The organism is Paucibacter sp. B2R-40, from assembly GCF_025717555.1.
Lineage (GTDB): Bacteria > Pseudomonadota > Gammaproteobacteria > Burkholderiales > Burkholderiaceae_C > Paucibacter_A.
On sequence record NZ_JAJIRP010000001.1, the window covers coordinates 491,001 to 503,993 of the forward strand.

Genomic DNA, 12,993 nt, shown 5'->3' on the forward strand with positions numbered 1-12,993 from the left:
CGCTGGATCAGATCTAGACCGATCCGAGCTTTGTGCGCGGCGTGCCGGCTGCACAGTGCCGAGGTACGGGCACGGGGCACGGGCACGCGCCCAGCTCAAGCGTGCCGCCGCAAGTTCAAAATCTGCCCCAGCGCCAGCAGTCCAAGCCCCATGGCCAGGTAGCTGCCCACGGTCACTGCAGTCGCCGAACCATTGAATCCAAGCGGATCGAACCAGGCCAGCTGGGGTGTCTGCACCGACAGGTAGAGGCCGAACAGGAACAGCGACAGGTAGGCGCGGCCACTGCCGGTGCTCTGGCCCAGGAAGCTGGCCAGCGCACTGAGGAAGACCAAGCCGCTCAGCAGTGCGGCGGCCAGCAGGGGTGCACCCACTCCCCAGCGCAGCAGCACCGGCAGGCACAAGATCAGCCCCAGGGCCAAGCTGGCCAAGCACTGCCGCAGAAAGCGTGCCCGCGGGCCACCTGGCGCGGCGCTGGTCAGCGCCAGCATGCCCACCTGATGGTCGCGCGCGGAGACGTCGCTGATCAGGATCCCCCACAGCGTGGCCGCAGCGCACAGCACCGAGCCCAGGCTCGCCGTCGGGCTGGCGACGCCGGCCACCATCACGCCCAAGCCCAAGAGCAGAGCCAAAGGGCTGGCACTCAGGCTGACCAACACCTCGGCCGCCACCTGGCCGGCCAGTCCCGGCCAGCGGGCGCACCAGGGCAACAGGCGATTCGCGCCCCGGCCCAGCGGCTGCAGCAGGCGCTGCACCCAGGCCAGCCAGGCTTTCTGCTGGCCTGGGCTGGCACGCACCTTGTCAGGCGAATAGCGATGGAACAGCCATCCCGCCAGGCCCAGCGGCAGCAGCGCCAGCAAGGCCGAGCCTGCACGTAGGGCCAGCAGCTGCAGGGTCCAAAAACTACCCTGCAATTGCACCGGGGCGAGGCTGCTGTCAAAACCCGAACCACCGAGGCTGAATTGCCGCACCTGCAGCAGCTCGGACATGCGCAGCAGATGGGTGGGCAGGCCCGCAATATCAAACACCAGCCAGGTCGTGATCTCACGATGCTCGGCGCTCATCACGATGGGCAGGGCGGCGAACTGGGCCGCCCACAGGCAGAAGAACAGCAGGTCGCCGCGCTTTCCCATCAGCGGCGGCCAGGCGTCAGCCAGCACGGCCATACTGGCCGTGAACATCAGGACGGGGCCAAGTACCAGCGCATAGGTCGTCAGATAGACCAGCGGTTCCAGCGGACCTGCGCCGCGCATCAGGTGCAGAACGCAAACAGTCAGGAGCAGACCCAGCATCAAGGTCGCGAGATAGAGCAAGGCACCCAACCAGCGCGCCAGCAACAAGGCGCTGTTGCTCACCGGCGTGGCCGCCAGCACCGCCGCCACGCCGCTGCGCAGGTCCAGCTGTGTGCGACCACGGACCAGGTAGAAGCCGGCCAAGCCCATCAGCATGCCGGCGATCAGCGCTGTGCCGAAGGCCAGGGTCTGGCTTTGATAGGCCAGGCGCTGCTTGCCCATGACCATCAGGGCGCGGCCCGTGGCCGGGTCGGCCACCAGCAGCCAGCACAGGGCCACCATGACCAGCAAGCACACCAGGCTGCTCAAGCGGCGCGACCGCAGGCGGAACTCATCCTGCACCAGGGCCCGTACGGCCAGCAGAGCGTCGCGGCTCATGCCGCCACCGCGTGCAAGGCATAGCGCTGCGCCATCAAGGCTTCCTCGAGGCTGGGTTCGCCCAGCTGAGCATCGTGGCAAGGCTGCTGGCCATGGGCCATGCGGACTTGGATGCGCTCGCCCTGACGCTGCGCATGCAGCACATGGACCTGGTCGCGCAGTTCTTCGTAGTGGGCCGGCTCCAGCAAAGCCGTCCAGATGCGGCCGCGCGCGCCTTGCAAGAGCTGCTCAGGCGTGTCGAAGGCCACCAACTTGCCCTGGCGCAAGATGGCCAGGCGTTGGGCCATGTTCTCGATGTCGGAGACGATGTGGGTCGAGACGATCACCAGCTTGGAAAACCCGATCTCGGACAGCAGCTTGCGAAAGCGCAGCCGCTCCTCGGGGTCCAGGCCGGCCGTGGGCTCGTCGACGATCAACACGTCGGGATTGTTCAGCAGAGCCTGTGCGATACCTAGGCGCTGGCGCATCCCACCGGAGAAGCCGGCGGCCATGCGATGGGCTTGCTCATGCAGGTTGACGAGTTCCAGCAAGCGCTGGATGCGGGCCGGGTCGCGGACACCCTTCAGTGCTGCGAAGTACTGCAGGAACTCCAGCGCGGTGAGGTGGGCCGGCACGCCGAAGTCCTGCGGCAGATAGCCCAGACGACGGCGCATGGCCTCGGGTTTGGCGACGATGCATTGGCCGTCTAGCAGGATGCGGCCGCTGGTAGGCCGGCTCAGGGTGGCCAGCAGCTGCATCAGCGTGCTTTTGCCGGCACCGTTGTGGCCCACCAGTCCCACCACGCCAGGGCCCAAGTCGAGCGACACCCCGTCCAGCGCGCGCAGCTTGCCGCCGTGAACCTTGACCACCTCTTGAATGCTCAGCATCGCCAGTCCCCCAGCCCTTGTCGGACGCTTGAAAAGTAGGCAGCTTTCACCCAGGAATAAGTGGCATCCACCAGGTCGCAGATAAGTTGAGCATTCACGTCAGGGAGGTCTATCGAGTTGCGCCAGATGCCGCGAGGGCTGCTGCTGCGGCTATCGGACGCCGGAAGGCGGCGTTGCGCGCCCAGGCAAGTGCATATCGGTTGATTGAGCGTGACGTGGCAATATCCCGCGTGGCTCAAGCTTTGACCGCGCGGAAGTCAAAAATTACACGACGCATCGTCCACGATGAGATGGCCAAGAACGGGTTCGCCTTACGGTGGACTGAGAGTAGGGATGTACTCAGCAGCGTGCGAAGCACGGTCGCTGCTTTGGAGGACGGCACCCAGCCTCGACACACGTTTCCGGCACATCCTGAGCAGGCCAAGAGTTCCGGCACTTGCTGAGCGTCCGCTCAGGAAATGGCGGATGCCACAGCTTTGTGAACCCTGGTGATTCACTGATTTGGTGCGACCGGCAAGAATCGAACTTGCGCCTAAGCCTTCGGAGGGCCCAATGATATCCACTTCACCACGGTCGCTGGCTGGAGCGGCATTCTAACCCGCGCCTGCTTGGGTCTTGGCAAACTCGGCCAGCAGGGCCAAAAATGTCGTCACTGCAGCGGCAGGCGCAGCACGCCGGCGCACCAGCGTCATCGGCGCATCCAGCAGCTTGGCTTCCTTCAGCGGGCAATAGACGATCGCCTCCGGGTGCGTGCCCTGCATGGACGCGGGCACCACCGAGATGCCAGCGCCGGCGGCAACCAAGTTGAGGTTGCTCATCATGCGGTCGACTTCGGCCGCAATGCGCGGCTTGACGCCGAGCGCCGCGCATTGCGCCAGCAAATTGGCATACAGGCCGGGCGCGCCAGGGCGCCGTGCCAGGATCAAGGCTTCGTCATGCAGATCGACCAAGCTCAGGCGCGGGCGGGCGCTGCGGCCAAGCAAGAGCCGGTGATCGATGGGCAGCGCCAGCACCACCGGCTCGCGGAACAGCGTCTCGAACAGCAGCTCGGGGGGCTCGCTCACCGGCACGCGTATCAGCCCGCAGTCGAGCCGCTGGGCCAGCACGGCGGCCGTGATGTCGGCCGCATTCGCTTCACTCAGCGCCAGGCTGATGTCAGGGTAGCGGCGCCGGCATTCGCGCAGCGCGGCCGGTGTGAAGCGGTGGGCCGCCGCCGAGCTGGTGAAACCCAAGCTCACACAGCCCCGCTCGCCCTGCGCCAAGCTTGCCATACGCTGCTGCATATCGGCCATGTCCTGCAAGAGCTGGTTTGCCTCGGCCTGCAGCAAGCGGCCCGCTTCGGTCAGCCGGACGCCCTTGGGGTGGCGCTCAAACAGCTGCAGGCCCAGCTGCAACTCGAGCGCCTTGATTTGCTGGCTCAAGGGCGGCTGCTGCAGGCCTAAGCGGGCCGCCGCGCGGGTCATATGACCTTCTTCGGCAACGGCCTGAAAGTAGCGCAGCTGGCGCAAGTCCAAGGGCAAGCTCGTCATATGCAAAAAGTATTGAAATAACCGAATCGGCGTATTTGACCTTATGTTGTCTTGTGCCCATAGTCCGCTCCAGCCGGCCGCCGAGCCGCCGCACTTCAATTGGAGACAAGACATGAGCCCATCCCTCGCCCGACGATCAGCCCTTTCTGTGCTGTGCCTGACCCTGCTGGGCGCCGCCGCTGGCGCGCAGGCCGATCCAATCACGATTTTGTTCGTCGGCAATAGCTACACCTTTGGCCGCGTCGACCCGGTGATGAGCTACAACGCGGCCAATGTGCATGACCTCACCGCCGCCTTCAATGCGATCAATCCCAGCGGCACCAACAGCTACCCGCTGGTTACGCCGCCCGCCACCGGCGGCTCGTTCGAGCAACACCCCTGGGGCGGCGTGCCCGGCGTGTTCAAGAAAATGACCGATCAGGCCGGGCTTGACTACGACGTGTCGCTGTCGACCCGCAATGCCGCCTCGCTGCGCGGGCAGTTTCTCAACACCGCCAACGCGACCTGGGACTTGCGCGGCAATGTGGCCTCGCAAAGCTGGGGCAAGGTGGTTTTGCAAGAGCAAAGCGATGCGGCGCTACCGCCGGGCAAGGGCAAGAACGCCAACCTGGCCACCTTCAATGCCTATGCCGATCAGTTCGAGCGCTTCATCCATAACGGCGCGGCGCAGGCCTATACCGAGACGCAGCTCTTCGGCAGCCTGGCGGCCTGCACGGCCACCGGTTTGAGTGCCGCCAGTTGCAACCTCAGCCGCGTGATCCCGAAGAACAACAACGCCAATGCCAACACGCAGATCTATCTGGAGCAAAGCTGGGCCCGGCCCGATATGGTCGAGGCGCACAAAATCACCACGCCGGACAAAACCACCCCGAACGGCGCGCCCATCGTCGACACCAGCAGCGCCGGCGGCGCGGCGACGCTCTACTACGGCAGCTTGGCCGGCATGACGAATGACCTGCACAAGTCCTTCTACGACAAGGCGGCCAGCAACAGCGGCTTTGCCGGCGTGGCGCCGGTGGGCGATGCGTTTCAGCGCGCGGTCGACCAAGGTCTGGCCTTGGGCCAGGGCTTTTACGATGCCAATGGCCTCTATGTCGAACCGAGCGATGGCAGCATGAATCTGTGGTGGTTGGACCGCACCCATGCCAGCAAATACGGCTCCTACCTGAGCGCCCTGACGCTGTTCGGCAGCATCACCGGGCTCGACCCGCAAAGCCTGGGCCGGCAGGAGCAGGCGGCGGCCGATCTTGGCATCAGCGCCGATGCGGCTTGGGCGCTGCAAGGCGTGGCGGCAGCGCAGCTGGGCTTTGCCGTGGCGGTGCCCGAGCCCGGCACTTGGGCACTCAGCTTGGCCGGCCTGCTGCTGATAGGTTTGCGCACACGCCGGAAATGAGCATGCGCGAGTTATCGGTTTGTGTCGGCGCGTTGTTGGCGGCGCAGCTTCTATCTGGCTGCGCGCGCCCTTCCATGCCGTCAACCCATGCCGAGCTTGCCCCGCAGCCACGCGACTGCCCGGCCGATTTGGCCGCAGGCACGCGCTGCCTGGGCGGGCAAGACTCGGCCGGCGCTTTCTATCTGATCGCGCTGCCCAAGGACTGGGCCGGTGTGCTGGTCTTGCACGCGCATGGCGGGCCGGAGTTGGGTCCACCCAAGGCCGAACGCGTGGTCGAAGATTTGAAGCGCTGGGCCATCATGGTCAAGGCGGGTTACGCCTGGGCCGGCTCGAGCTTTGCCCAGGGTGGGGTGGCCGTGAGTGCGGCGGCCGCTGACACCGAGCGCCTGCGGCAAATCTTTGTGGCCCATGTGGCCCAGCCCAAAACCACCATCCTGCATGGCCAATCCTGGGGGGCCAGCGTGGCGGTCAAGGCCGCCGAAAAATACGCCGCGCCTGACAGCATTGCCCCAGCCTACGACGGTGTTTTGCTCAGCAATGGCGTGCTCGGCGGCGGCACCCGGTCCTACGACTTCAGGCTCGATCTGCGCGTGGTCTATCAATACCTCTGCGCCAATCATCCCAGGCCCGACGAGGCGCAATACCCCTTGTGGATGGGCCTGCCGGAAGCTGCCAGCTTGACGCGGTCCGAGCTGGCCGCCCGGGTGGAGAGTTGTCTGGGCTTGGCGATACCCGTGCCCCAGCGCACACCCGAGCAGCAGGCTCGCCTGCAAACCATTTTGAAGGTGATTCAGATCCCGGAGCGTTCACTGCTGGGGCATTTGAACTGGGCGACCTGGCATTTTCAGGATGTCGCACTCAAGCGCAGTGGGGGCGCGAGCCCCTGGGGCAATATCGGCGCGCGCTACAGCGGCTCGCTGGACGACGCCGCCTTGAATGCGGGCGTACTGCGCTATGCCGCCGACCCGCAGGCCGTTGCCAAGTTTGGGCAGGATAGCGATCTCAGCGGTCGCATCGGCCTCCCTGTGCTGGCGGTGCACGGCATTCATGACCCGATCGCTTTTGTCGAGTTGGAGTCGCAGTTCCGCGCCACGGTGGCGGCGGCGGGGCAGTCCGGCCGGCTGGTGCAAACCTTCAGCGATGACGGCGAACACAGCTATCTGAGCGACCCGGTTTATCCGGCCTTGATGGCGGAGTTGTTGGTCTGGGTCAAGCAGGGCGATAAGCCCAGTCCGGCCAGCGTGGCGCAACGCTGCAAGATGATGGAGTCTCGTTTCGGCCCCGGCTGCCGGCTGCTGCCGACCTATCAAGCGGCTGAATTGGAATCAAGGGTGGCGCCACGCCAACGGCCTTGATCCCGGTGCGTCAACGGGCTAGATATAATCTGCCGGTTTTGCGCCCTGCGTATTTGCGGGGCACAGCCCTTTTTTTTCTCTGCCCAACACGGCTAATCGGCCAACGAGGATTTCATGAGCGCAAACAACAATCACGAGAACGCAAAAGCTCAAGCGCACGCTCACGAGGAAGAGGCCCATGAAGGCCCGATCAAGACGCCCAAACAGCTGGCTTGGGCGGTGTTTTTCGCCTTCGTTGTGCCCATCATCGTGATCATCATGCTGGCTAACTACGTCAGCACCGACACGAAACCGGCCGCCGGCAGCGAAGCTCTTGAGGCGATGGCCGTGGCCGGGCGTATTCAGCCCATCGGCAGCATCGAATTGAAGGATGCGAACAACGTCGCGACGCTGAAGACCGGCGAACAAGTGTTCCAGGCGCAATGCGCGGCTTGCCACGCCACCGGCGCGGCCGGTGCTCCCAAAGTCGGCGACGCAGCAGCTTGGGGCCCGCGCATCGGCGCCGGCTTCGAGGCGCTGCTGCACTCGGCCTTGAAGGGCAAGAACGCCATGGGCGCGCAAGGTGGCGGCGACTTCAGCGACTTCGAAATCGGCCGTGCGGTGGTCTATATGGCCAACCAGGGTGGCGCCAAGTTTGACGAGCCCAAAGCTCCGGCAGCAGCGGCTTCGGCAGCCGCTAACTGAAGCGGCTTTCCAGAGCAAAAAAACCGACCCGCTGAGGTCGGTTTTTTTATGCGCTCAAGGCAAGGGATTCAAGACCACCCGATGCCGCTGCAGTAACTCGGCATGCGTGCTGGGCCTGGGCGCCCAAAGTCCGGCATCTACGGCCTGTGCCGCCCAGTCCATGTCCATGCTGTGCGCCAGACCCAGGCCCAATGGGGTTGAGAGGAAGAGGCGGTCATGTTCATCCAGCCAACTGGACTCGACCTTGCAACTCAGTCCGGTGTGCGTGTGCACCAAGCCGTCATTGATCAAATCTGCGCCCAGCCTGAACACCCAGGGTGCGGCTTCGAGCTGCAGATAGACGCGTTGTGGCCCGTTCTGGAAGAACCAGCAGCCCGACTCGTCTGCCGCGTAGTTGCGCTCAATGAACTGGCGCAGCTTCTCATGCGTGATGCGGCTGCCTTTGATTTGGGGGAACGGCCCCGCCGCCTGGATGCGCTCGTCGCGCATATACCAATCGCCGCGCGCGTCCAGCGCCAGCCAGCCGTAGCAATGCGGCACATTGGGCCATTTCTTCAGCGCCGCGGCGACGATGGCATCCATCGCTAGAGCGCCCGCGCCAACCAGTCACAGACTTGCTCGGGCATGCCGAACACATGGCCGGGCGGGCGACCTTGGGCGAAGCCGACATGGCCGCCCTGCGCCGGCTGCCAGAGCTGCACATAGGACCCTGCATCTTGCTGGCGCGGCAGGCTGGCGGCCGGCACAAAGGGATCATTGCGAGCGTTCAGCACCAGCGCCGGGATGCGGATGCGTTTCAGATGCGGCTTGGCCGAGGCGCGCGCCCAATAGTCCTCGGTGCTGCGAAAGCCATGCAGCGGCGCGGTGAACAAATTGTCGAACTCGTACAGATCGCTGGCCGCGCGCAGCCGCTCGCCGTCGAACAGGCCCGGATGCTGCTGCAGTTTGCGCAGCGCCTTGGGCACCATGGTGCGCAAAAACATACGGGTGTAGACGAGGCGGTTGAAGCCTTGGCCGATGGCGTGGCCGGCCGCAGCCAGATCGACCGGCGAGCAGATCGAGCAGACCGCCCGCGTGGTGGCGGCCGCACTCTGGCCGTGCTCCTCGGCCCAGCGCAGCAAGGCGTTGCCGCCCAGCGAAACACCGGCCGCCAGCACCGGGCCATCATGCATTTCCTTGAAGCGCGCCAGCATCCAGCCCACCTCCTCGAAGTCACCCGAGTGATAGGCGCGCGGCGCCAGATTCAGCTCGCCCGAGCAGCCGCGGAAATGCGGCATCGCAAACGCCCAGCCGCGCGAGCGTGCAACGGTGGCGAAGGCTTGCGAGGAGTGGCTTTGCGAGCTGCCTTCCAGACCGTGGAACAAGACCAGCAGCGGTCGCTCAATGGCCGGGTCATCACCGGGATAGTCCAGCCAGTCAACATCGACAAAATCACCGTCGGGCGTGTCCCAGCGCTCGCGCCTGAAGTCGAGCTTGGGGCCTCCGGTATGGCGGGAAAAGAGCGCGGGCCAGATGGTCTGCGCCTGGCCGCCCGGTAGCCAGCGTGGGGCTTGGTACTGCATAACACTGGGTTTCAATGCAAGGTCGCCGGCTCTTCGATGACTTCCTGGATGTCATGCGCGGTGCCGGGGCTGGCATGGTGCACCACCATGCGCCAACCCATCGCCGTCTTCAGGTAGACATTGGTGGCGATCACCCAGGCGCTTTGCTGACCCCCGCTGCCTTCTACGATGACACGCTCCAGCACCTGATGGATGGCGGTCTCATTGGTCTGCATGCGCCGAACGCGTTCGGGATGCACCGAGATCGCGCCTTGGGCGAACACGACCTCGAAGGCCGCCCGGATCGCACCGAGGCCAACCACGCGCGGCCCGCCAGGGTGGACGCAGGAGACCTCCTCCTCGTCCGACCAGACTGCCATCAGCCGGCTCAAATCGGCCTGCTGCAGCGCTTCGTAAAACTGCGCCTCGGTGTCTTCGGGCGAGGACAGCAGCGCAGCGGCCGGCACTTTGGGGTGATGCATATTCAGTGGTGGCCGTGCAGCACTTCACCGGCCTTGAGCTTGTAGACTGTGCCGCAATAAGGGCACTTGCCTTGGCCGTCATGGCTGAGGTCGATGAAGACCTTGGGATGGCTGCTCCAAAGCGCCATCTTCGGATTGGGGCAGGCGACGACGCCGGGGCCTTGTACGTCGGCGGCGCTGACTTCAACGATGGATGTGTTGGTGCTGTTGCTCATGATGATTTCTCTCTCAGCTCAGACCAGGCTGAGCCAATGCGCATATTTCGGATTGCGGCCGTTGACGATGTCAAAGAACGCGGCTTGGATTTTCTCGGTGATCGGTCCACGTGTGCCGACATAGCTGCCGGTGCCCAGCTCGATGCGGTCCAGCTCGCGGATCGGCGTGACCTCGGCGGCGGTGCCGGTGAAGAAGGCCTCGTCGCAGATATAGACCTCGTCGCGGGTGATGCGCTTTTCCACCAGCTTGAGCCCCAGGTCTTCGCAGATGTGGAAGATCGTATTGCGGGTGATGCCGTTCAGCGCGCCGGCCGACAGATCGGGCGTGTAGACCACGCCGTTCTTGATCACGAACAGATTCTCGCCCGCGCCCTCGGAGACAAAGCCCGAGGCGTCGAGCAACATCGCTTCGTCATAGCCATCCTCGGTCGCTTCCATATTGGCCAGGATCGAGTTGGTGTAATTGCTAACAGCCTTGGCCTGCGTCATCGTGATGTTGACATGGTGGCGTGTGTAGCTGCTGGTCTTGACGCGGATGCCGCGTTTCATGCCGTCTTCGCCGAGGTAGGCGCCCCAGGCCCAGGCGGCCACCATCAAGTGAATCTTGTTGCCCTTGGGGCTGATGCCTAGCTTTTCGGAACCAATCCAGACCAGCGGGCGCAGGTAGCAGCTTTCCAGCTTGTTCTCTCGCACGACCTGGCGCTGCGCCTCTTCGACCTGTTCTTGGGTGAAGGGGATCTTCATGCGCAAAATCTTGGCGCTGTCGAACAAGCGCCGGCTGTGCTCCTGCAGGCGGAAGATCGCCGGACCCTTGTCGGTCTTGTAGGCGCGCACGCCCTCGAAGGCACCGCAGCCATAGTGCAAGGTGTGGCTCAGCACATGGATCTTGGCGTCACGCCATTCCACCAGCTCGCCGTCCATCCAAATTTTGCCGTCGCGATCGTCCAGTGACATGGGCCTGTCCTTGCTGCATTGAAAGGGGGTTTAGCCGCCAATTCTAGCGGCGCTGCCGCCGGCCTTACTGGTTTTGCAGGGTCGATGCCGGCAGCGTGTCATCCGGCTCGGCCGGGCGGTTCAGCAACCAGCTGACAACATGGCCCTTGCTCATCACGACTTCCAGCTGCACGCCGCCGGCGTCGATCCAGCCATAGGTCTCGGGGCTGTCGCTGAGCTTGCGGCCCAGGCTGCGGCTCAAGGGCAGCAGGTCGATCAGCTTCATGCCGACTTGCAACTTGGCATTGAGCATCACCGCGCTATCGATCTGCCCAACCGGTGCTTCGGAGGCCGTGCGCATGATGCGCATCAGCCGTCCGAACTGCAAAAGCAGCCAGAACACCACCACGCTGAGCGCCAGGATCACGCCCTTCCAGCCCCACAACAAGCCGCCAGCGATAAAGGCGATGACGGCCAGCGCACTTCCAATCCAAGTATTCATGGGAGCGAATGCTAACCGCGTGACGCCAACATCGGATCGGCGCTGCCATCTGCAGCATCCCAACCGTAGGCGCGCTCGACCTTGGCGATGCGCAGCGCATAGTGGCTGTACCAGTCGGCGCGGCCTTGGTTTCTTGCCTGCTCATGCTCGCCTTGGCGGCGCCAAGCAGCAATGTCTTGCAGGCCGCGCCAATAGGACACGGTGATGCCTAAACCGTCGGCGCCGCGCACGCTCTCGACGCCTAAATAACCCGTTTGTTGCGCCGCCAGCTCGACCATGCGGTCTGCCATCTCCGCATAGCCCAGCTCGACCGAGTTACGCTGGCTGGTGAAGATCACCGCGTAATAGGGAGGCTCGAACTCGAAATTCTTCATCGTCACAGTCCTCTGGCCAGATCCATCGCTTCTTCAATCCGCTCGACCGCATGCACGGTCAGCCCCTCGATTGCCTTTTTCGGCGCGTTCGCCTTGGGCACCACGGCGACGCTAAAACCGAGCTTGGCGGCTTCCTTCAGCCGCTCCTGACCGCGCGGCGCCGGGCGCACCTCACCGGCCAGGCCGATCTCGCCGAAGGCAATGAAACCCTTGGGGAGTGGGCGGCCGCGCAGTGAGCTTTGGATCGCCAGCAGCACCGCCAAGTCGGCCGCCGGCTCGCTGATGCGCACGCCGCCGACCGCATTGATGAACACATCCTGATCATTGGTCGCGACGCCGGCATGGCGGTGCAAGACCGCCAACAACATCGCCAAGCGGTCCTTGTCGAGGCCGACCGAGAGCCGCCGCGGACTCGGCCCGCCGCTGTCGACCAGCGCTTGCAACTCCACCAGCAGCGGCCTTGTGCCTTCCAATGTGACCAGCACGCAAGAGCCCGGCACCGGCTCGCCGTGGGTACTCAGAAAAATAGCGCTCGGATTGGCAACACCTTTCAAGCCCTTCTCGGTCATCGCGAACACGCCGATCTCGTTGACGGCGCCAAAGCGGTTCTTGATCGCCCGCACCAGCCGAAAGCTCGAATGCGTGTCGCCCTCGAAGTACAGCACCGTGTCGACGATGTGCTCCAGCACGCGCGGGCCTGCAATTGCACCTTCTTTGGTGACATGGCCGACCAGCACGATGGCGCAGCCGCTGGCCTTGGCGGTGCGGGTCAGCTGCGCCGCGCATTCGCGCACTTGGGCGACCGAGCCGGGTGCGGATGACAGGTGTTCGGAATAGAGCGTCTGGATCGAATCGATCACGCAAAAAGCCGGGTGTTCGGCCTCCAGCGTGGCGAGGATTTTCTCCAGGCTGATTTCGGCCAGCACCCGTACCTTGCTGCCGGCCAGGCCGAGGCGGCGCGAGCGCATCGCGATCTGCGCGCCCGATTCTTCGCCGGTCACGTACAGCACCGGCAGCTTGTGGGACAAATCTTCAATCGCCTGCAAAAGCAAGGTGGACTTGCCGATGCCGGGGTCGCCGCCGATCAAGACCACGCCGCCGGCGACGATGCCGCCGCCCAGCACGCGGTCCAGCTCTTCCTGGCCGGTGGGGGTGCGCTCGAAGTCGGCGGCTTCGATCTCGCTCAGCGTGGCTACCGGCTGGCTTTTGGCCAGCGCTTGATAGCGGTTGTTTTTCACGCTGACGCCGACTGTGTCGGCGACGCCCTCAATCAGCGTGTTCCAGGCACCACAAGATGGGCATTTGCCCAGCCATTTGGGGCTCACGCCGCCACAATCGCTGCAGGTGTAGATTGATTTTTCTTTGGCCATGGGGCAGATTGTCCCTGCAAGTCGGGCTTCAGGTTTTTAGCAAAACTGCCGATGGTCTTAGTTCCGTCAACAGGGACCGTAA

The 12,993-nt window shown here is 64.3% G+C and carries 14 protein-coding genes and 1 tRNA gene; 3 read left to right on the forward strand and 12 right to left on the reverse strand.

Annotated features, from left to right (window positions below; genetic code table 11):
* Positions 1-95 precede the first annotated feature (95 nt).
* From LNV09_RS02130 to LNV09_RS02145, 4 genes are all read right to left on the reverse strand, one after another.
* Positions 96-1,667, reverse strand: a complete 1,572-nt coding sequence (locus tag LNV09_RS02130; RefSeq protein ID WP_263555419.1) for a hypothetical protein — start codon at positions 1,665-1,667, stop codon at positions 96-98.
* Positions 1,664-2,533, reverse strand: a complete 870-nt coding sequence (locus LNV09_RS02135; protein WP_263555420.1) for an ABC transporter ATP-binding protein — start codon at positions 2,531-2,533, stop codon at positions 1,664-1,666. Before LNV09_RS02135 ends, LNV09_RS02130 begins: the two co-directional genes overlap by 4 nt.
* Positions 2,534-3,035: 502 nt before the next feature.
* Positions 3,036-3,110, reverse strand: a tRNA-Arg gene (locus LNV09_RS02140).
* A gap of 16 nt (positions 3,111-3,126) precedes the next feature.
* Positions 3,127-4,047, reverse strand: a complete 921-nt coding sequence (locus tag LNV09_RS02145; protein WP_411969208.1) for a LysR family transcriptional regulator — start codon at positions 4,045-4,047, stop codon at positions 3,127-3,129.
* Positions 4,048-4,174: 127 nt separating this feature from the next.
* Here LNV09_RS02145 and LNV09_RS02150 point away from each other — a divergent pair, with 127 nt between their 5' ends.
* The 3 genes from LNV09_RS02150 to LNV09_RS02160 all read left to right on the forward strand — a co-directional run bounded on the left by LNV09_RS02150 (position 4,175) and on the right by LNV09_RS02160 (position 7,494).
* Positions 4,175-5,455, forward strand: a complete 1,281-nt coding sequence (locus tag LNV09_RS02150) for a PEP-CTERM sorting domain-containing protein (protein ID WP_263555422.1) — start codon at positions 4,175-4,177, stop codon at positions 5,453-5,455.
* A gap of 2 nt (positions 5,456-5,457) precedes the next feature.
* Positions 5,458-6,810: a hypothetical protein gene (locus LNV09_RS02155; protein ID WP_411969192.1), complete on the forward strand. Its 1,353-nt coding sequence runs from the start codon at positions 5,458-5,460 to the stop codon at positions 6,808-6,810.
* Positions 6,811-6,924: 114 nt separating this feature from the next.
* Positions 6,925-7,494, forward strand: a complete 570-nt coding sequence (locus LNV09_RS02160; RefSeq protein WP_263555424.1) for a c-type cytochrome — start codon at positions 6,925-6,927, stop codon at positions 7,492-7,494.
* A 54-nt stretch (positions 7,495-7,548) separates the two neighbouring features.
* Here LNV09_RS02160 and LNV09_RS02165 read toward each other — a convergent pair whose 3' ends face one another.
* The 8 genes from LNV09_RS02165 to radA all read right to left on the reverse strand — a co-directional run bounded on the left by LNV09_RS02165 (position 7,549) and on the right by radA (position 12,911).
* Positions 7,549-8,076, reverse strand: a complete 528-nt coding sequence (locus LNV09_RS02165; RefSeq protein WP_263555425.1) for a DUF2946 family protein — start codon at positions 8,074-8,076, stop codon at positions 7,549-7,551.
* 2 nt (positions 8,077-8,078) lie between these two features.
* Complete coding sequence (locus LNV09_RS02170) at positions 8,079-9,056, reverse strand: YheT family hydrolase (protein ID WP_263555426.1); 978 nt, start codon at positions 9,054-9,056, stop codon at positions 8,079-8,081.
* A gap of 11 nt (positions 9,057-9,067) precedes the next feature.
* Positions 9,068-9,517, reverse strand: a complete 450-nt coding sequence (locus tag LNV09_RS02175; RefSeq protein ID WP_263555427.1) for a YybH family protein — start codon at positions 9,515-9,517, stop codon at positions 9,068-9,070.
* A 2-nt stretch (positions 9,518-9,519) separates the two neighbouring features.
* A complete protein-coding gene (locus tag LNV09_RS02180; RefSeq protein WP_263555428.1) occupies positions 9,520-9,732 on the reverse strand; it encodes a zinc-finger domain-containing protein in 213 nt (70 codons plus the stop codon).
* Between the two features lie 18 nt (positions 9,733-9,750).
* Complete coding sequence (locus tag LNV09_RS02185) at positions 9,751-10,686, reverse strand: branched-chain amino acid transaminase (RefSeq protein ID WP_263555429.1); 936 nt, start codon at positions 10,684-10,686, stop codon at positions 9,751-9,753.
* A gap of 64 nt (positions 10,687-10,750) precedes the next feature.
* Positions 10,751-11,167, reverse strand: coding sequence for a hypothetical protein (locus tag LNV09_RS02190; protein WP_263555430.1), 417 nt, complete (start codon positions 11,165-11,167; stop codon positions 10,751-10,753).
* 11 nt (positions 11,168-11,178) lie between these two features.
* On the reverse strand, positions 11,179-11,541 hold the full coding sequence (locus LNV09_RS02195) for an antibiotic biosynthesis monooxygenase family protein (RefSeq protein ID WP_263555431.1): 363 nt from the start codon (positions 11,539-11,541) through the stop codon (positions 11,179-11,181).
* Between the two features lie 2 nt (positions 11,542-11,543).
* On the reverse strand, positions 11,544-12,911 hold the full coding sequence (radA, locus tag LNV09_RS02200; protein WP_263555432.1) for a DNA repair protein RadA: 1,368 nt from the start codon (positions 12,909-12,911) through the stop codon (positions 11,544-11,546).
* Positions 12,912-12,993 lie beyond the last annotated feature (82 nt).

Excerpts from the sequence above, each read along its gene's own strand:
- LNV09_RS02130 (WP_263555419.1), bottom strand. The coding sequence starts at position 1,667 with ATGAGCCGCGACGCTCTGCTGGCCGTACGGGCCCTGGTGCAGGATGAG.
- LNV09_RS02135 (WP_263555420.1), bottom strand. The coding sequence starts at position 2,533 with ATGCTGAGCATTCAAGAGGTGGTCAAGGTTCACGGCGGCAAGCTGCGC.
- LNV09_RS02150 (WP_263555422.1), top strand. The coding sequence starts at position 4,175 with ATGAGCCCATCCCTCGCCCGACGATCAGCCCTTTCTGTGCTGTGCCTG.
- LNV09_RS02155 (WP_411969192.1), top strand. The coding sequence starts at position 5,458 with ATGCGCGAGTTATCGGTTTGTGTCGGCGCGTTGTTGGCGGCGCAGCTT.
- LNV09_RS02160 (WP_263555424.1), top strand. The coding sequence starts at position 6,925 with ATGAGCGCAAACAACAATCACGAGAACGCAAAAGCTCAAGCGCACGCT.
- LNV09_RS02165 (WP_263555425.1), bottom strand. The coding sequence starts at position 8,076 with ATGGATGCCATCGTCGCCGCGGCGCTGAAGAAATGGCCCAATGTGCCG.
- LNV09_RS02170 (WP_263555426.1), bottom strand. The coding sequence starts at position 9,056 with ATGCAGTACCAAGCCCCACGCTGGCTACCGGGCGGCCAGGCGCAGACC.
- LNV09_RS02175 (WP_263555427.1), bottom strand. The coding sequence starts at position 9,517 with ATGCATCACCCCAAAGTGCCGGCCGCTGCGCTGCTGTCCTCGCCCGAA.
- LNV09_RS02180 (WP_263555428.1), bottom strand. The coding sequence starts at position 9,732 with ATGAGCAACAGCACCAACACATCCATCGTTGAAGTCAGCGCCGCCGAC.
- LNV09_RS02185 (WP_263555429.1), bottom strand. The coding sequence starts at position 10,686 with ATGTCACTGGACGATCGCGACGGCAAAATTTGGATGGACGGCGAGCTG.
- LNV09_RS02190 (WP_263555430.1), bottom strand. The coding sequence starts at position 11,167 with ATGAATACTTGGATTGGAAGTGCGCTGGCCGTCATCGCCTTTATCGCT.
- LNV09_RS02195 (WP_263555431.1), bottom strand. The coding sequence starts at position 11,541 with ATGAAGAATTTCGAGTTCGAGCCTCCCTATTACGCGGTGATCTTCACC.
- radA (WP_263555432.1), bottom strand. The coding sequence starts at position 12,911 with ATGGCCAAAGAAAAATCAATCTACACCTGCAGCGATTGTGGCGGCGTG.